Annotated in this window: 15 protein-coding genes and 1 pseudogene; 5 read left to right on the forward strand and 11 right to left on the reverse strand. The window is 61.6% G+C overall.

Annotated features, from left to right (window positions below):
• Positions 1 to 79: 79 nt before the first annotated feature.
• Positions 80 to 226: a hypothetical protein gene (locus DWZ54_RS11845; protein ID WP_158573618.1), complete on the reverse strand. Its 147-nt coding sequence runs from the start codon at positions 224 to 226 to the stop codon at positions 80 to 82.
• 74 nt (positions 227 to 300) lie between these two features.
• On the reverse strand, positions 301 to 981 hold the full coding sequence (locus DWZ54_RS05205) for a class I SAM-dependent methyltransferase (protein ID WP_118474783.1): 681 nt from the start codon (positions 979 to 981) through the stop codon (positions 301 to 303).
• Positions 982 to 1,207: 226 nt separating this feature from the next.
• Here DWZ54_RS05205 and DWZ54_RS05210 point away from each other — a divergent pair, with 226 nt between their 5' ends.
• The 4 genes from DWZ54_RS05210 to narI are packed head-to-tail and all read left to right on the forward strand — an operon-like array spanning position 1,208 to position 7,494.
• On the forward strand, positions 1,208 to 4,888 hold the full coding sequence (locus tag DWZ54_RS05210) for a nitrate reductase subunit alpha (RefSeq protein WP_118474784.1): 3,681 nt from the start codon (positions 1,208 to 1,210) through the stop codon (positions 4,886 to 4,888).
• Entirely contained in the window at positions 4,878 to 6,296 is a 1,419-nt protein-coding gene (gene narH, locus DWZ54_RS05215; RefSeq protein WP_118474785.1) for a nitrate reductase subunit beta, read from the forward strand. The genes DWZ54_RS05210 and narH overlap by 11 nt, the downstream gene beginning before the upstream one ends.
• A complete protein-coding gene (narJ, locus tag DWZ54_RS05220; RefSeq protein ID WP_199663245.1) occupies positions 6,296 to 6,832 on the forward strand; it encodes a nitrate reductase molybdenum cofactor assembly chaperone in 537 nt (178 codons plus the stop codon). Before narH ends, narJ begins: the two co-directional genes overlap by 1 nt.
• The gene (narI, locus tag DWZ54_RS05225; protein WP_118474786.1) at positions 6,829 to 7,494 is read left to right on the forward strand and encodes a respiratory nitrate reductase subunit gamma; all 666 of its coding nucleotides are present in this window, start codon (positions 6,829 to 6,831) and stop codon (positions 7,492 to 7,494) included. Before narJ ends, narI begins: the two co-directional genes overlap by 4 nt.
• A gap of 76 nt (positions 7,495 to 7,570) precedes the next feature.
• On the opposite strand, the gene DWZ54_RS05230 is transcribed toward narI, so the two are convergent.
• A complete protein-coding gene (locus DWZ54_RS05230) occupies positions 7,571 to 8,251 on the reverse strand; it encodes a Crp/Fnr family transcriptional regulator (RefSeq protein ID WP_118474787.1) in 681 nt (226 codons plus the stop codon).
• Positions 8,252 to 8,340: 89 nt separating this feature from the next.
• Between DWZ54_RS05230 and DWZ54_RS05235 the strand changes: the two genes are divergently transcribed.
• On the forward strand, positions 8,341 to 9,687 hold the full coding sequence (locus DWZ54_RS05235; protein WP_118474788.1) for an MFS transporter: 1,347 nt from the start codon (positions 8,341 to 8,343) through the stop codon (positions 9,685 to 9,687).
• 211 nt (positions 9,688 to 9,898) lie between these two features.
• On the opposite strand, the gene moaC is transcribed toward DWZ54_RS05235, so the two are convergent.
• From moaC to DWZ54_RS05270, 8 genes and pseudogenes are all read right to left on the reverse strand, one after another.
• Positions 9,899 to 10,399, reverse strand: coding sequence for a cyclic pyranopterin monophosphate synthase MoaC (moaC, locus tag DWZ54_RS11910; protein ID WP_199663264.1), 501 nt, complete (start codon positions 10,397 to 10,399; stop codon positions 9,899 to 9,901).
• Between the two features lie 150 nt (positions 10,400 to 10,549).
• Positions 10,550 to 11,575, reverse strand: a pseudogene (gene mobB / locus DWZ54_RS05240) (molybdopterin-guanine dinucleotide biosynthesis protein B); the annotation flags it as partial.
• Positions 11,560 to 12,486, reverse strand: coding sequence for an MOSC domain-containing protein (locus tag DWZ54_RS05245; protein WP_118474790.1), 927 nt, complete (start codon positions 12,484 to 12,486; stop codon positions 11,560 to 11,562). The pseudogene mobB and the gene DWZ54_RS05245, both read right to left, overlap by 16 nt.
• A 6-nt stretch (positions 12,487 to 12,492) precedes the next feature.
• Positions 12,493 to 13,476 carry a GTP 3',8-cyclase MoaA gene (moaA, locus tag DWZ54_RS05250; RefSeq protein ID WP_118474791.1) on the reverse strand — a complete coding sequence of 328 codons (984 nt, stop codon included), beginning with the start codon at positions 13,474 to 13,476 and terminating at the stop codon, positions 12,493 to 12,495.
• Between the two features lie 17 nt (positions 13,477 to 13,493).
• Positions 13,494 to 14,693 (reverse strand): gephyrin-like molybdotransferase Glp, encoded by a 1,200-nt coding sequence (glp, locus tag DWZ54_RS05255; protein WP_118474831.1) that lies wholly within the window; start codon positions 14,691 to 14,693, stop codon positions 13,494 to 13,496.
• Between the two features lie 9 nt (positions 14,694 to 14,702).
• Complete coding sequence (locus DWZ54_RS05260) at positions 14,703 to 15,731, reverse strand: molybdopterin-binding protein (protein ID WP_118474792.1); 1,029 nt, start codon at positions 15,729 to 15,731, stop codon at positions 14,703 to 14,705.
• 49 nt (positions 15,732 to 15,780) lie between these two features.
• On the reverse strand, positions 15,781 to 16,437 hold the full coding sequence (gene modB / locus DWZ54_RS05265; protein WP_118016412.1) for a molybdate ABC transporter permease subunit: 657 nt from the start codon (positions 16,435 to 16,437) through the stop codon (positions 15,781 to 15,783).
• A gap of 8 nt (positions 16,438 to 16,445) precedes the next feature.
• Positions 16,446 to 17,489, reverse strand: a complete 1,044-nt coding sequence (locus DWZ54_RS05270) for a sulfate/molybdate ABC transporter ATP-binding protein (RefSeq protein WP_118474793.1) — start codon at positions 17,487 to 17,489, stop codon at positions 16,446 to 16,448.
• Positions 17,490 to 17,552 lie beyond the last annotated feature (63 nt).

Here is a 17,552-nt window from a genome sequence, read left to right on the forward strand (position 1 = left end):
AAAAGCGAGCGGCACGTACAGGCATTTTTCTGCACGTGCCGCTCGCTTTTTGTCGTTCATTATTTCATCGTATGGCCGCTCACGCCTCCTGGTACGGCAGCAGCGCTTTGTCTCCCTGGAAGCATTGGAAGGTGTGCCAGAGCGCCATGACCTGGCGGCCGCAGATGGTCCGGCGGCCATCATACCAGACGACGATGGTTCTGCCGTATTTGTACGCGCGCAGCACCTCCCCCTCGTCGGGGCTCTGCCCGACCCACTCGTGGAAGTCATCCGTGAGTCAGGCGGCAGTTTCGCGCCCTGTCATTTCCGGCAGGTGAAGCAGGCGAAGGAACCAATCTGAGAGACCGTCACCTGCCGGTAGAGGAGCCGCAGTTTCTCCTGCAGGCTGGACAGGCTGTCAAAGGGCGGCGTGAAATAGCCCTGCTGGCTGCAGAACGTCCGGACGAAGAGATCCGTCACGGCGTTCTGCCCGCGGATGTAGACGCAGCCGGTGAAAATTCCGTCCTTCCTCAGAACCCGGTGCGTCTCCCGAAAGGCCGCCGGCTTGTCGGGAAAGGCATGGAAGCCGTTAATGGACAGCACGAGATCGAAGGACTCGTCCGCAAACGGCAGATTGCCAACGTCCCCAGCCAGGAACTTCAGCCGCGACAGATCCATGGCGAGCGCCCGTTCCCGTGCCTTTTGCAGCATCTCCTCCGAGAAGTCCAGGCAGGTGATATCCGCCCGCGGCAGATCGCGAAATACCGGAAGCGACAGCGCCCCGGTGCCGACGGGTACCTCCAGCAGCCTGCCGTCAAACCCGGCGGGAATCCCGTCAAAGGCCTGGCGGATGTATCGCTGGTAATTGGCTTCCGAAAAGCCCCAGAACACGCGCAGGGCCCAATGGCCGAGCAGGGAGCTGTTGGTCATCATGCCGTCATAGCGGGAAGACAGCTTGCCGACACGCCGATAGGCCTGTCTCACTTTTACATAACGCTGCATGTATGGTTCTCCTTTTATCGAGCTTCATCTTATCGAGTTTCATCTTTATCCACCTCCATTTTACCCAATTCTTCACCCGGCTGACTGTAATTTTTCTCACAAAATTTTAGAAAAATGACAAATCCCTGCCAAAACAGTGATGTTTATCACATGAAAGAATACGCAACTGCGCTAAAATGATAGACAACATGAATTGCCATGATCATTTTTGAGGAGGGATTTTGGCGTGAGCAATATCTTCAAAAAACTCATGTACCTTGTTCCGAAAGAACATTCCGAAAGTGGGCATCAGCAGCTCAATGCCGGCGGACGCGACTGGGAGAACACCTACCGTGACCGCTGGTCCTTTGACAAATGCGTCCACTCCACCCACGGGGTCAACTGCACCGGCTCCTGCAGCTGGAACATCTACGTGAAGAACGGCCTCGTGGCCTGGGAGAACCAGATCCACGACTACCCGGAGACTTCGCCGGACATGCCGGACTTCGAGCCGCGCGGCTGCCCCCGCGGCGCCTCGTTCTCCTGGTATCTCTACAGCCCGCACCGCATCAAGTACCCGTACCTGCGCAGCGAGCTGGCGGAGCTCTGGCGCGAAGCCAGGAAGAGCCACAAGACCGTGCTCGCGGCCTGGCAGAGCATCGCAAATGACCCGGCCAAGATGAAGCGCTACAAAGAGGCCCGCGGCATGGGCGGTTTCGTACGCTCCACATGGGAAGAGGCCTCGGAGATCGTGGCGGCTTCCATGATCCATTCGGCCGTCAAGTACGGCCCGGACCGGAATTTCGGCTTCTCGGTCATCCCGGCCAAGTCGATGCTTTCCTATGCGGCCGGCCTGCGCTTCATGCAGCTCATGGGCGGCGCCGGACTGTCCTTCTACGACTGGTATGCCGACCTGCCGCCTGCAAGCCCGCAGATCTGGGGCGATCAGACGGATGTGCCGGAGTCTTCGGACTGGTACAACGCGGGCTACATCATCACCTGGGGCTCCAATGTCCCGCAGACCCGCACGCCCGATGCCCACTTCCTGATCGAAGCGCGCTACAAGGGCACGAAGGTCGTCTCCATTGCCCCGGACTACGCGGAATCCACCGCCGTGGCTGACACCTGGATCCCGCTGAAAGTCGGCAGCGATTCCGCCATGGCGATGGCCATGGGCCACGTCATCCTCAACGAATACTACTGGGGTGAGCCGGCCGAATTCTTCGTAAACTATACGCGCAAGTACACGGACTTCCCCTTCCTCGTGCGCCTGGAGGCCGGCAAAGACGGCAAGTATCAGGCGACGCGCTTCCTGAACGGAGAGGACATGGGACGCAGCGACAAGCACGCCGATTTCAAGCATTACGTGATCGATGAAAAGACCGGCAAACTCGTGGTCCCCAACGGCACCATGGGCGACCGCTGGGACCGCAAGGCGAAGTGGAACCTCAAGGAAGAGGACAGCGACACGGGCGAAGCCATCGTGCCGCAGCTCTCCGTCCTCAATTCCCGCGATGATGTCGTGGAGATCGAGCTGCCCTACTTCGGCAACGAGCGCGAAAATCGCACGCTCGTGCGCGCCGTGCCGGCCAAGAAGATCAAGACGGCCAAAGGCAGCGTCCTCGTGACGACCGTCTACGACCTGACCCTCGCCAACTATGCCGTTGACCGCGGCATCGGCGGCGAAGTGGCGAGCTCCTACGAGGACGATGTCCCCTACACGCCGAAATGGCAGGAGAAATACACGGGCGTCCCCATGGAGACGGTCATCCACACGGCGAGAGAGTTCGCGGACAACAGCCTCAAGACCAAGGGACGCACGATGGTCATCATGGGCGGTGGCATCAACCACTGGTTCCATGCCGATGTCGTCTACCGCACGATCCTCAACCTCCTGCTCTTCGTCGGTGCCGAGGGACGCAACGGCGGCGGCTGGGCTCACTACGTCGGCCAGGAGAAGCTGCGCCCCGCTGAGGGCTGGGCGCGCATCATGACGGGCCTCGACTGGAAGAAGCCGCCGCGCCTGCAGAACAGCACCTCCTTCTATTATTTCGCCACGGACCAGTGGCGCAGCGACGAAGTCGACGTGGCAGACCTGACGGCTGAGGGCGTAACGCCGCGCTACCGCCATGCCGGCGACTACAACGTGATGGCGGCCCGCCTCGGCTGGCTGCCGTCCTACCCCACCTTCAACAAGGGCGGCCAGCAGCTCCACGACGAAGCCAAAGCCGCCGGGGTCGATGTGAAGACGTATATCGTCAACAGCCTCAAGGACAAGAGCCTGCAGTTTGCCGCGGAAGACCCGGACAATCCCGCGAACTTCCCGCGCAACCTCTTCATCTGGCGCAACAACCTCATCGGTTCCTCCGCCAAGGGCCATGAATTCTTCCTCAAGTACCTGCTGGGCACGAAGAACAGCCTGTTCTCGGAAGAGGAAGGCCCGAACCGCCCGCAGGAGATCAAATGGCGGGAGAAGGCGGAGATCGAGCAGCTGGAAGGCGCAGCCAACGGCAAGCTCGACCTGCTCGTCGACCTCGATTTCCGCATGGCAAGCTCCGCCCTCTACGCCGACGTGGTCCTGCCGACCGCGACCTGGTACGAGAAGGACGACCTCTCCTCCACGGATATGCACCCCTTCGTGCATCCCTTCCAGGCAGCCGTCGATCCCCTCTGGGAAGCAAAGACCGACTGGGACATCTTCAAAACGCTGGCCAAGAAGGTATCGGAAGTGGCGAAGGAAGCCGAGGTCAAGCCCTACCACGACGTCGTGGCCATGCCGATCCAGCATGACAGCGAAGGCGAAACCGCCCAGCCAGGCGGCAAAATCCGCGACTGGAGCAAGGGCGAGTGCGAGCCCATCCCCGGCAAGACCATGCCGGGCCTCATCGAAACCGAACTCGACTTCACCAAGGTCTACGAGAAGTGGATTGCCCTGGGACCAGGCGTGTCGGAGAAGATGGGCAGCATGTCCATGACCTGGGATTCGAGCGATGATTACGCCGAGATCCGCAAGCGCAACGGCATCATCGCGAACAAGGACTACCTGTCCTACGGCATGCCCTCGATTGAGGATGCCAAGCAGGCTGCGGACGCCGTCATGGGCCTTTCCACCACGACGAACGGCAAGGTTGCCGTCAAGGCCTGGAAAGCCCTCGAGAAGGAAACGGGCCTCGAGGATCTCGCGCGCCTGGCCAAGGACCGCGAGAGTGAGCGCTTTACCTTTGAAGAGATCGCAACGCAGCCGCGCGAGACAATCACGTCGCCGACCTTCACCGGCAGCAACCAGAACCGCCGCTACACGCCCTTCACGACCAACGTCGAGGAGCGCGTGCCCTTCCGCACCATCACGGGCCGTCAGTCCTTCTTCCTCGACCATGAGATGATGCACGAGCTGGGCGAGACGATGGCCATCTATAAACCCATCCTCGACTACATGCCCATCAAAAACAAGCTCGGCGGCACCAAGGAGATCACCTTGAAGTATTTGACGCCGCACAACAAGTGGAGCATCCATTCCATGTACTTTGACAGCCAGCAGATGCTGACGCTCTTCCGCGGCGGCCAGACTGTCTGGTTCAACGAAAAGGATGCGGCCGACATCGGCGTCCACGACAACGACTGGGTCGAGCTTTACAACCACAATGGCGTGGTCGTTTCAAGAGCCGTCGTTTCCCCGAGACTGCCGCGCGGTGTTGTCTACATGCACCATGCCCAGGACAATCACATCAACGTGCCCGGCAGCAAGATTTCCGGCACGCGCGGCGGCACGCACAACACCCCGACCCGCATCCACATGAAGCCCACCCATATGATCGGCGGCTACGGCCAGCTCAGCTACGGCTTCAATTATTACGGCCCGACGGGCAACCAGCGCGATATGTATGTCGTGGCAAGAAAGCTGGAGGAGGTAGATTGGCTTGAAGATTAAAGCACAGATTTCGATGGTCATGAATCTTGACAAGTGCATTGGCTGCCATACGTGCTCCATCACCTGCAAGAATGTCTGGACCAACCGCCAGGGTGCGGAATACATGTATTTCAACAACGTGGAGACCAAGCCCGGCATCGGCTATCCCAAGCACTGGGAGAACCAGGAAAAATGGAAGGGCGGCTGGGAGCTCAAGAACGGCGAACTGCGCCTGCGCTCCGGCTCGAAGGTGGAGAGGCTTGCCAAGCTCTTCTACCACCCGGACCAGCCCGAGATGGATGATTACTACGAGCCCTGGACCTACGACTATGAGACGCTCATCACGACCAAGCGCAAGAATCATCAGCCCGTGGCCCGTCCGCGTTCCCTGATCACGCAGAAGCGCATGGAGATCAAGTGGGGCCCGAACTGGGAGGATGATCTGGCCGACGGACAGTCCGCCCGCCAGGACTACAACCTGCAGAACATGGGCGGCGATATCGCCATGGAGTTCCACGATCTCTTCATGAAGTATCTCCCGCGCCTCTGCAATCACTGCCTGAACCCCGCCTGCGTGGCCGCCTGCCCGTCGGGCGCCATCTACAAGCGCGACGAGGACGGCGTGGTGCTGGTATCGCAGGACGGCTGCCGCGGCTGGCGTCACTGCATCCCCGCCTGCCCGTACAAGAAGGTCTACTTCAACTGGCAGACCAACAAGGCCGAGAAGTGCATCTTCTGCTTCCCGCGCCTCGAGAGCGGCCTGCCAACGGTCTGCAGCGACACGTGCGTCGGACGCATGCGCTACATGGGCGTCCTGCTCTACGACATGGACAAGGTGAAGGCGGCGGCCTCCACAAAGAACAAAGAGGAAATCTACCAGAGCGTCCTCGATATCATCCAGGACCCGCACGATCCGGAAGTCATCGCGGCCGCGCGCCGGGACGGCGTCTCCGAGAACTGGCTGGAAGCCGCGCAGAACTCCCCGGTCTACCGCCTGATCAAGGAATGGCAGATCGCGCTGCCGCTTCATCCCGAGTACCGGACGCTGCCCATGGTCTGGTATGTGCCGCCTCTTTCGCCCATCACGCGGCGGGTCGAGGCGGATGTGTACCTGCCCTCCGTCGAGGAAATGCGCATCCCGCTCGCCTATCTTGCCGAGCTCTTTGCCGCCGGCAACACGGCAACCGTCTCGAAGGTCCTCCAGCGCCTGCTGGATATGCGCTGCTTCATGCGCAGCCGCGAGACGGGCGAGGCGCTTTCCCGCAGCCTCGAATACCCGGACGAGACGTATCTTGCCATGTACCGGCTGCTTGGCATCGCCAAGTACAAGGAACGCTTCAATATTCCCGCCGGCCTGCAGGGCGAGACACACGACAAACTCAGAGAACTGCAGGGAAGCTGCGGCTACCACTGTCCTGGAGGATGCTGATGATGAACAAGACAAACGAATATCAGGATACATTGATACTGGCCGCGTATCTCTTCGCCTACCCCGATGACGACTGGTGGTCCGGGCTGCCGGAGTGCCGTCAGGCGCTCGGGGCCCTTGAGAACCGGCAGAACAAACAGGCCATGATTGACCTGCTCGACTACATCGAGGCGATGGGCCACAAGGCGTATGAAGAGCTCTACGTGCGCACCTTCGAGTTTTCCAGCAACACCAATCTCTACCTGACCATGCACGACCGCACGGACTTCGGCAAGCAGGCCCGCGAGATGCTGGAATTCAAGACCCTGTTCCTCGCGAACGGCTTTGACCTTGACAAGGAGCTGCCGGATTTCCTGCCGGCCCTGCTGGAGCTCACGGCCAATATCCCCGAAGGGCAGGCCGGCAAGGTCCTCGCCATGGCCAGGCCCAAAATCGAGCTTCTGCGCCAGCGATTCCTCGAAGCCAAGCTCGCTCACACCTTCCTGCTGGACGTCGTCCTGACGGAAGCCGATGAACTGAAGGAGGCGACGGCATGAATACCTTTCTGTATGGCGTACTGCCCTATATCGCACTGACGATCTTCGTGGCCGGCACCATTGTCCGCTACACCGTATTTGAACGCAACTGGACGACGAAATCCAGCGAGTTCCTGTCCAAGCACGACCTCAAATGGTCCGGGCCGATCTTCCACATCGGCCTTTTGATGGCCTTCGGCGGCCACTGCATCGGCATCCTCGTGCCGAAATTCGTCACGGAGGCGGCCGGCACGGATGAGCATATGTACCATCTCATCAGCCTGGCCGGCGGCCTGCCGGCTGCCGTGCTCTTCCTCGGCGGCTTCCTGATGCTGATGAAGCGCCGCTTCGCCGGCAGCGCCCGCATGAAGGTGAACACGAGCGGCATGGACAAGGTCCTCTACCTCGTGCTGTTCCTCACCATCCTGTCGGGAACGCTCGGCACGCTCTCCAACATCCCCGGCGGCTTCGACTACCGCGAGTCCATCTCGCCGTGGTTCCGCTCCGTGCTGATGCTGCAGCCGGATACCAGCCTGATGACAGGTGTACCGCCCATCTTCCAATTTCATATGCTGATGTGGATGCTGACCGCCATCCTCTTCCCGTTCACCAGGCTCGTGCACTGTCTCAGTTTCCCCTTTGAATACCTCTTCCGCAGCAACATCATCTACCGAAAGAAGTGACGCATGACAAAAACAGCGGCAGTATCCTTCGTTGGATGCCACCGCTGTTTTTCTGGTCATGCCGGATTGTGCCAGGTCATTCGATGTTGCAGACCTCGCGGCCGCAGTTCTCGCACTGGATTTCCTTCTTGAGATAATCAAGATTCTTGATGAAGAGCAGATGGCCGCGGTACTCGATGACGCCCGCTTTCTTGAGCTCACCGAGCATGCGGTTCAGGCTTTCCCGGGCCGTGGCGGAGTAATTGGCCAGTTCCTGGTTCGTCAGCGGCACGGGGATCAGCACGCCGCCGTCTTCGTCTTGGCCATAACTGTTGGCCAGGCGGATGAGCGTGGAGTACAGCGCCCCCTTCTTGCCGTAAAGCAGGAGGTCCCGGAATTTGCTGTGCTGCTTGCGCATGTGGTTGCTGATGATCTTCAGGAGATTCACCGCCAGCTGCGGCCGCTTTTCCAGATAGCTCTGCAGCACGGGAAACTCGATGGCATAGACCTCGGAAGCGCATTGCGCGACGGCGTTGAAGATATAGGAGGGCTCCGCCTGATAGAGCGGCAGCTCCCCGATGATGCTGCTGCGCGAGGCCAGCCTGAGGGAGAGGACCCGGCCGCTCGAGGCATACTTCGTGATGAAGATATGCCCGGACCTCACGATGTAAAAGTACTTGGCAGGGTCCCCCTCGTGAAACAGATATTCTCCATCATGGAGCGTGACGACTTTGCCAGGCAGTTCGTAGAGCTGCCGAACTAATGATTCCATATACATACCTCATTCCGTCCGACTCGCTTTTCTGTCACGATCGGAACCTGTCAATTCATCAATCAGACATACAGCAAAGGATCGGTGATAATAAAATGTCAAATTCTAATAAGAATTTCGCCGCTCTGGGCGAAAATCCTTCCCGCAAGGAAATCCTTGCGCATTGGGAGCCGGAAAATCCGACCTTCTGGGAAAAATACGGCAAGCGGATTGCCAACCAGAATCTCGCCGTTTCCACTTGGGCCCTGGTCTTGTCCTTCGTGGTCTGGACGCTCTGGGCCACCATTGCCGCCAAGCTGAACACCGCCGGCTTCCACTTCACGGATGAAGAACTCTTCACGCTCGCGTCCCTGCCGGGACTCGTGGGCGCGACCGGCCGCCTGTTCTACACGTATCTGCCAGGCCTCATGGGCGGCAAGAACTCGACCCTGCTCACGACGGCCCTGCTGCTCCTGCCCATCATCGGGCTCGGACGCGCGCTGCAGGATACGAGCACGTCGTACGACACCTTCGTCCTGCTCGTGGCCTTCATCGGCATCGCCGGCGCGAACTTCTCCGCTTCCATGGCCAACATCGGCTTCTTCTTCCCGAAGGCCCACAAGGGTCTGGCGCTCGGCATCAATGCCGGCGTGGGCAATCTCGGCGTCTCGCTGATCTACCTGACGGCGCCGCTGCTGCTCGGCTGGAACCTTTCGGGGCTTTTCGGCGAGGGCCTGCCGACGGCGAACGGCTCCATGATCTACCTGCAGAACGTCTGCTACTTCTGGGCCGTGCCGACCGTCATCACGCTGGTCCTCATCTGGCTCTTCATGGATAATCTGCCGCTTCCGAAGCAGAGCCCCAAGAGCATGCTTTCCATCTTCGGCAACAAGCACACGTGGCTGATGTGCTGGATCTACACCTGCGGCTTCGGCTCGTTCATCGGCTTTTCCGCCGCGCTCGGCCTGCTCGTGGCCAAGGAGTTCCCCGATGTCTCCTTCTCCATGGCGGCATTTCTCGGACCCTTCATCGGCGCCGGCATACGCCCCGTGGGCGGCTGGCTGGCCGACAAGATCGGCAGCGGCTCGCGCGTGACGATCATCTCCCTCTTCGTGATGCTCGCGGCCAGCATCGTGACGCTGCTTGGCATTCAGTCCCACAACTTCGCGATGTTCTTCAGCTCCTTCCTGCTGCTCTTCCTCACGACGGGCTTCATCAACGGCGCATCCTTCCGCATGATCCCGTACATCTTCAACAATCCGTTCCATTCGTCCCTCGTCACCGGCTTTACGGCTGCCATCGCCGCGTACGGCGCGTTCCTCATCCCGAAGATCTTCGGCTGGTCCTACAGCAGCTACCAGAGCGTGACGCCGGCCTTCTACATTCTCATTGCCTTCACCGTCAGCACGATCGTCATCACCTGGTACTTCTACGACAGGAAAAATTCCGGCATCCGCTGCTGAGACGGCCAATCGGCTGACAATCTGCTGCTGATCTGCTGAGGCAGACCGGCGGGGACAAGGCAAAAGCAAAAAACAAAACGAGCTGTGAAGCAGGACTCTTCAAGAGTTCCCCGCTTCACAGCTCGTTTTTTATCGGCAGCAGATGCCAGGCCACCAAGCAGGCGCTGCAGCCTGGCGCTGGCCTGATCATCAGCAGCAGCGTGCCGTCCGGTCAGTCGTCGGCCGCTGCGATAAAGGTGCCGCTCTTGCCACCCTCCTTGCGCTCCAGGTGAATCTCCCGGATCTCCATGCGGCGGTCGAGTGCCTTGCACATGTCGTAGATGGTCAGCAGGGCCACGCTGACGGCGTGCAGGGCCTCCATCTCCACGCCGGTCTGGCCGCTCGTCTTCACGCAGGCCGTGGCCTTGACAGCCCGATCCTCCGGCTGCAGGTCAAAATCCACGCTGCATTTGGAGAGGAACAGGGGATGACAAAGCGGGATCATGTCGCTCGTGCGCTTGGCGGCCATGATGCCCGCGAGCCGGGCCACGCCCAGCACATCCCCTTTCTTGGCCGTCCCCTCCGTGATGGCCCGGTAGACCGCCTCGTTGACGAAGATCCTGCCGCTCGCCACGGCCGTGCGCTGGGTGACGGGCTTTTCGCCCACGTCCACCATGATGGCCTGACCCTGTGCATCAAAATGATTGAGCTTGCCGCCCGTTTCCTGTTTCATGTGAGTTCCTCCCATCAAAAAGAGGCAAAGCTTCGTTGCCGTCTCTGTATCATCCAAATCAAACTGCTGCACGCCCGGCAGGCTGCCGGGCGCAAGCCCTTTGGCAAAGACGGCCGCCACGTCGTCTCCCGTCATGGGCTCCGCCCGGCCGCGCCAGAGAGAAAGCGCCGGACAGGTGCCATGCGTGCGGCTCTCCGAGAGCAGCAAATCGATGCCCTCCATCTTCGCAGCCACCTGCTCCAAAGAAGCACGTGCCGGCGTCTTTTGCATCAGCACCCAGCCGGCAGGCGAGACGACCGCCACGCCTGTGGCCCCGGCCCGTGTAAACCGCCAGCTGTCCTTCCCCTCCTGGTCCAGCTGGAAGCCGTGGGCGTCACTCTTCACCACGCCGACGCGCAGGCCGTGCGCAAGGAGCCTGGGCAGCAGCCTTTCGATGAACGTGGTCTTGCCCGTGCCCGAAGCCGGGGCCACGATGGAGACGATCGGCACGCGCCTCGTTTCATTGGCGATGCGTCCACGGGCCAGGCGCAGGTCAGCCGGCGTATTTACATTGAAGAACGTGGCGTCTTCATGCTCTACTGTCACGTCGAGATGCGGCGTCTGCTCGATGAGATGGCACAGGCGGTGCTCGCCACGCCGGAGGGCGGCCCGGCACGCCTCAGCGAGCGACTGATGGTAGAAGGCCGCGAGCGGCTGGCGCCGGCCGCCCGCGACGGGCAGCACGGCCTGCGTTCCAGGCCGGCATGCTTCGCGCAGGGGCCGGACGGCCGCAAAGTCGAAGAAGGGCATATCGGAGGATAAAGCCAGCGCCCAGGGTGTCGCCATGCGGGAGAGCCCCGCGGCGAGGCCCGCCATGGGTCCCTGGCGCGGAACATCGTCGCGGCACAGAGAGGCCCCGTATTGTTCCGCCAGGGCCCGGAGCTCGGGCCCCTCTTCTTCCACGCACAGGATGATGGCAGGAAAGTGTTCAGCTCGTGCTTTTTGCAGGATGCGTTCGAGGAGCCCCGTGCCGCCGAGCTGCAAAAAGCGCTTGTCGCGGCCCATGCGGGAGCTCAGGCCGCCCGCGATGATCAGCAGCGTGACATCCGTAAGCGCGACATCCCGGCAGGCTGCGTCGTCTGGGCAAAATTCCTTCAGTTCCTCCAGTGCCTTCAGTTCCTTTATTTGCGCCCGCATTCGCCCGCCTCCCCGCGTAAGATGTCAATGCCGTGGCGCAGAGACGGCAGCACGAAGCCCAGGCATTCCTCCACGGCCTTGGCGCTGCCCGGCAGATTGACGATTAGCGTCCGCTTGCGGATGCCGGCAGCCGCCCGGCTCAGCATGGCGCGCGGCGTGATCCTCAGCGAGAGGGCCCGCATGGCCTCGGGGATGCCCGGCGCCAGCCGCTCGCATACGGCAAGCGTCGCTTCCGGCGTCACATCGCGCACGGAAAAGCCCGTGCCGCCGGTGGTGACGACGAGTGCGATGCCCTCATCGGCAAAGTCCTTCATCTGCTGGGCAATCTCGGCCTTCTCGTCGGGCACGATGACGCGGTGCAATACCGTATAGCCGGCCGCGCGCAGCATGGCCTCGGCCGTGTCGCCGCTCTTGTCCTCGCGCTCCCCGCGGGAGCCCTTGTCACTCGCGGTGATGATGGCCGCCTCAAGCGGCAGGGGGCCTGCCGCAAGCTCCAGCACGTCCCCTTTCCGGATCGTGCCGCCGTGGAGGACTCTGGCAAAGACTCCCTCACGCGGCATGATGCAGTCACCCACCTGCTTGAAGATCTCGCAGTGGCTGTGGCATTTCTTGCCGATCTGCGTGATCTCGAAGAAGACCTGCCCGCAGCGCAGCCTCGTGCCGACGGGCAGCTCCTTGAAGCGGAAGCCGTCCGCCACGACATTCTCGCCGAAGGCCCCGAGCTTTACCTGCGCGCCGCGGCGGCGGAACTCCTCGATCTCCTCGAGCCCCAGGAAGCTTATCTGCCGGTGCCAGTTCCCCGCATGGGCATCCCCCTCGATGCCGTACTCCGTGATGAAGCGCGCCTCTTCCACGGCATGCTTCTGCGTGCCGCGCTTCTCGCTGATGCAAATTGCCTTGATTTCGCCCATTCTCGTTTATCCTCCTACCTGATACATGTAACGGCTGTCCTGTTTCCCGCCTGCCTCCAGAAAATGATGCTCGGCCGGCTTGTTGTAAATGGCCTGGGAGAGCGCCTCCATGAGCGCCCTGTCGTCGGCCCCCGTCCGCAGCAGCTCCCTTGCATCGAGCCCCGTGCCCGCGTGAAGGCAGAGCTTCAGGAAGCCTTCGGCCGTGAGCCTTATCCGGTTGCAGGTCTGGCAGAACTTATGACCCATGGCGTCGATGAAGCCAAGCTGCCCGGCAAAGCCGGCGGGCTGCACGTACTCCGCCGGCCCCCGCAGGCTTTTCTCCTGCCGGACCGGTGAAAACGCACCAAACGCCTCCTGGAGCCTCCTGCGCACCTCGTCCATCGGCATGCCCCGAAGGCCCGCCTCATAGGCACAGCCGACGGGCATCAGCTCGATGTAGCGCACCTTCATCGGCTTTTCTCTGGCAAGCTCCGCCAGCTTCAGCACATCGTCTTCATTGACGCCGATCAGGGGCACGCAGTTGAGCTTCGTATCCCGGAAGCCCGCCTCCTCAAGGGCCCTGAGCCCTTCTTCCACCCGGCCGAGCAGGGGACGGCGCGTCAAAAACGAGAACGTCTCCTCGTCGAGCGAATCCAGGCTCACATTGACGAAGTCCAGGCCCGCGGCGCGCAGATCTGCGGCCATCTCCGGCAGGAGCACCCCGTTCGTGGTCAGGGAAATGACCTCGATGCCCCGCACCCGGCGAATCTCCCGGATGAGGTCCAGGATGCCCTTGCGCACCAGGGGCTCGCCGCCGGTCAGCCGCACCTTGCGCACGCCGAGCGCCGCAAGGGCCCGGACGATTCGCAGGATCTCATCGAAGCGCAGGATGTCCTCATGGCACATCTTCCTTACGCCCTGCTCCGGCATGCAGTAACGGCAGCGGAGATTGCAGCGGTCGGTCACGGAGATCCGCACGTATTCGATTGTTCGTTGAAAACGGTCCTGCATCCTTATCCTTCATCTCCTTAAAGCAATACGACGTCCACTTCGGCACCTTTTTCCAGCTTCCCGGTGCCGGGCGGAATATCCACGAAGGCGTTGCAGCCCGCCGCCGAAAAGAGCGACCCGGAAGCGTGCTGCTCCGGCAGGCGTACCCTGCCCTCCTCGTAAAAGGCCCGGACGAAGCGGCGTCCCCGGCTCTCCTTGGGGAACGCGTCCAAAAGGACGGCCCTGCGGCGCGGCAGCGCCGTTTCCCTGCGGCCGGCCAGTTTCGCCAGGAGCGGGCGGGCAATGAGCTCGAAGGTGGCATAGGCGGCAAAGGGATTGCCGGAGAGCGCCAGCCCCATGGCCGCTTTCAGCCGGTAGCCGATGGCAGGATACCCCGGCTTCATCTGCACGCCCCGGAAGAGCCGCTCGGCGCCCATGTACGTCACCACGTCGTGCATGATGTCTTTCTTGCCGACGGAAACGCCGCCCGTCGTCAGCAAAAGGTCCGCCCACGCGGATTTTTCAGCCAGACGCCTGGCCGCGGGCTCTGCCTCGTCCGGGACGACACCCATCACCGCAACGTCGCAGCCCAGTTCCCGAAGCCTGCCGGCTACGAGAAAGAGGTTGCTGTTGTAGATCTTGCCCGGGGTGAGCGGCGTGCCCGGCATCACGAGCTCGTCGCCGGTGCTGGCCACGGCCACGCGCGGCCGCCGCCAGACGGGCACGCTCGCCACGCCCTGGCTGGCCAGCACGGCGAGCCTTGCGGCCGTGATTGTTTCGCCTGCCGTCACGAGCACGGCCCCGCGGCGGATATCCTCGCCGGCGAAGCAGTAATTTTCATGATGGCGCAGCGGATAGGGAATCCGCACCTCTTCGCCTGCCACCTTCACATCCTCCTGACGGATCACGGCATCCGTGCCCTGCGGCATGGCACCGCCCGTCATGATGCGGACCGTCTCACCCGGATGCACGCGAGCCGCGTAGAAATCGCCGGCGCATTCCTCCCCCGCAAGCCTCAGCCTTGCTGGCTTTGCTGCGTTGGCCCCCGCCGTGTCAGCTGCGATGAGCGCGTAGCCGTCAAGAGGCGAGCGGTCAAAGGGCGGATTGTCAAAGGAAGCCCGTATATCCTCCGCCACGATCCTTCCGAGTGCCTCCGTCAGGGGCACCGCTTCTTTCTGCGGCTGTGGACTGTGCCGAAGCAGCAGCTCCACCGCCTGCTCAAGCGTAATGTCTTCCATGACCACACCTCACTTTCCGAAACTGCAGAAGGGGTAATGACAGGGTTTGCAACCCATGCAGAGACCCCCGACGCCCAAGCGGTCGAGATCGTTTTTCGGGATGTCCTCTCCCGTCAGCAGCCGCGGCAGCACCAGATCGAAGATCGTGGCCGGACTGTACATCACGCAGCCCGGCAGGCCGGCAATCGGCACGCGCCGGCCATCCTTCTCCCAATAGGCCAGCAGGAACATGGCGCCGGGCAGCACCGGCACCCCGTACGTCACCACGCGGCTCGCGGCGGCCCGGATGGCCGCAGGCGTCCGGTCGTCCGGGTCCACGCTCATGCCGCCGGTGCAGAGCACCATATCCATGCCGAGTGCCAGGAGCTCCTCGATCTTCGCCTTCGTGTGCTCCATCACATCATCGGAGAGGCGGTGTTCATCGATCTGCAGGCCGAAGGCCTTCAGCTTGGCAGCGATGACCGGCGTGAACGTATCCTTGATGCGGCCCGCGAAGACCTCTGTGCCGGTCGTGACCACGCCGACCTTCATCTTCCGGTACGGGCGAAGCTCCATGAGCGGTTTGTCTCCGGCCAGCTTTCGCACCGCCTCCATCTTCTCCTTGTCGATGACGAGCGGGATCACGCGCATGCCCGCGAGCTTCGTACCCTTCTTCACGGGGAAATGCTGGGGAATGGTGGCAATGGCGATATCGCCAATCCCGTTGATGGCCGCGAGACGCTCCTCATCCACATGGAAAACGCCGTCATGCTGAGCCGTCAGCTCGATCTTGCCCTCCTTGGGCTCTGAGGCGGCCATGCCCTGGTTCTGCGTGAGCTGGCGCAGGATCTCCGCGCCTTCATTCTCATGGAGTTTTGTGCCGTCATTTTCCCAGACGAAGATGTGGTCCTTGCCCATGGAGAGGAGGACCGGTATATCCTCTTCCTGTATCACATGGCCCTTGCGGAAACGCGCATCCTTCGTCACGCCACGGATGATCTGGGTCAGGTCATGACAGAGCACCTTGCCGACAGCCTCTTCCACCCGTATTTCTTTCATAAAAAATCTCTCCTTATCTAAAACACACGCTTCATCTAAAACACACGCTTCAGCGTCCGCGCCGGCGGGACAGCCAGGCATTCATGGCCACCACGAACACCAGCGAAAAGATCACCAGACAGACGGCCCACTGGAAGGCCAGATCGTAATCATTGGCCTGCACGGCCGCGTAAATGGCCGTGGACATGGTCTGTGTCACGCCGGGGATATTGCCGGCGAACATGATGGTCGCGCCGAATTCCCCGAGCGCCCGGGTAAAGGACAGCACCACGCCCGCGAGGATGCCCTGCCGGGCATTCGGCAGCAGCACATGCCAGAAGATCCGCCACTCGGAAATCCCCAGGGTCCTGGCCGCATAGAGGATATTCTGGTCGAGCTGCTCAAAGGCGCCCCGCGCCGTCCGGTACATGAGCGGCAGGGACACGACGACGGCGGCGATTACCGTTGCCTTCCAGGTGAAGACCAGCGAGACATCGAACTGCAGCAGAAACTGCCCGATCGTGCTGCGCTTGCCGAAGGCCAGCAGCAGGAAGAAGCCGACCACCGTGGGCGGCAGCACCATGGGCAGCGTCAATATTGCATCGGCCACCCCCTGCCCGTGCCGCAGCCGCGTGACCCCGTAGGCCGCGCCGATGCCGGCAAAGAAGGTGATGAAGGTGGCGGCAAGAGCCGTCTGCAGCGTTACAATCAGAGGACTCCATTCCATAACACACCTCACCTTTCCAGGAGAATCAACTGCTCAGGCGGGAAGTACAGATAAAGCTCCTGCCCCGCTGCCGACTGCCAGAAATCCTTGTCGACTTCCCAGCGGATGGGCTTTCCCCTGCTGCCAGCCCGGCGCACCATGACCAGATACGAAAAGGTATCCTCGATGACCTTCATGACTTCCATCCGGAAGGTGTTTTCACCCGGCCCCTGCCGGTACGCGAGGAAATGGGCGCGCAGGCCGACGTACTTCAGCCCCGCGGGCACCTCATCCGCCGCCTTCAGGGAAAGATCCCACTCCTCCGCCCGCAGCGTCTTTTCCCCCTCGCGGCGGGCAGAGGAAACGTTCTTGCAGCCAGTCAAAAGCGTCGCCGCCAGCGTCTGTGGCTGATGAAAGAGCTCATGCCGGCCGCTCATGGCCTCAAAGCGGCCCCGGTTCATGACTCCGATGCGGCTGGCCAGGCGGTACACCTCATTGCGGTCATGCGAGACGAGGATGGCCGCATCGTCATAGCTTTGCAAAAGGTCCATGAGCTCAAGCTCCATCTGCCACTTGAGGAAGCTGTCGAGCGCCGAAAAGGGCTCATCGAGGAGCAGCAGTTCAGCCGCCGAGGACAGGACGCGGGCAAAGGCCACCCGCTGCTGCTGCCCGCCGGAAAGCTCAGACGGATACGCATCCTCCAGCCCCTGAAGGTCAAAGCGTTTTAGGCTGTCCTGCATCTTGGCTCTTTTTTCCGCCTCACTGCCCACCGCGCCAAACAGGATGTTCTCGGCAATGGTCATGTTGGGAAACAGGGCGTAATTCTGGAAGAGGTAGCCCACCCGGCGCCGCTGAGGCGGAAGATTGATGCCCGCCTTACTGTCAAAGAGCGTGCGCCCGTTCAGCACGATGCGCCCTTCATCCGGCCGCTCGATGCCTGCAATGCACTTGAGGGTCATGCTCTTGCCGCAGCCCGAGGCCCCCAAGAGCGCAAAGACTTCATTCTTGACCGCAAAATCCACGCTGAGTTCGTAGTCGCGCAGCCTCTTGCGGATGGAAACATCCAGTTCCATATGTTCCTCCCTCGACTCTCCTACATCCAGCAAAAACAGGCAAGAAACCGGCCCTGCCGATTT

Origin of the sequence: Mitsuokella sp. AF33-22, assembly GCF_003475755.1 — a bacterium.
GTDB lineage: Bacteria > Bacillota > Negativicutes > Selenomonadales > Selenomonadaceae > Mitsuokella.

Coding starts and splice junctions, on each gene's coding strand:
- glp (WP_118474831.1), bottom strand. CDS start 14,693: ATGGAAGACATTACGCTTGAGCAGGCGGTGGAGCTGCTGCTTCGGCAC.
- DWZ54_RS05245 (WP_118474790.1), bottom strand. CDS start 12,486: ATGGGCGAAATCAAGGCAATTTGCATCAGCGAGAAGCGCGGCACGCAG.
- moaC (WP_199663264.1), bottom strand. CDS start 10,399: ATGAAACAGGAAACGGGCGGCAAGCTCAATCATTTTGATGCACAGGGT.
- modB (WP_118016412.1), bottom strand. CDS start 16,437: ATGGAATGGAGTCCTCTGATTGTAACGCTGCAGACGGCTCTTGCCGCC.
- DWZ54_RS05230 (WP_118474787.1), bottom strand. CDS start 8,251: ATGTATATGGAATCATTAGTTCGGCAGCTCTACGAACTGCCTGGCAAA.
- DWZ54_RS05260 (WP_118474792.1), bottom strand. CDS start 15,731: ATGAAAGAAATACGGGTGGAAGAGGCTGTCGGCAAGGTGCTCTGTCAT.
- narI (WP_118474786.1), top strand. CDS start 6,829: ATGAATACCTTTCTGTATGGCGTACTGCCCTATATCGCACTGACGATC.
- DWZ54_RS05235 (WP_118474788.1), top strand. CDS start 8,341: ATGTCAAATTCTAATAAGAATTTCGCCGCTCTGGGCGAAAATCCTTCC.
- DWZ54_RS05270 (WP_118474793.1), bottom strand. CDS start 17,489: ATGGAACTGGATGTTTCCATCCGCAAGAGGCTGCGCGACTACGAACTC.
- narJ (WP_199663245.1), top strand. CDS start 6,296: ATGATGAACAAGACAAACGAATATCAGGATACATTGATACTGGCCGCG.
- DWZ54_RS05205 (WP_118474783.1), bottom strand. CDS start 981: ATGCAGCGTTATGTAAAAGTGAGACAGGCCTATCGGCGTGTCGGCAAG.
- moaA (WP_118474791.1), bottom strand. CDS start 13,476: ATGCAGGACCGTTTTCAACGAACAATCGAATACGTGCGGATCTCCGTG.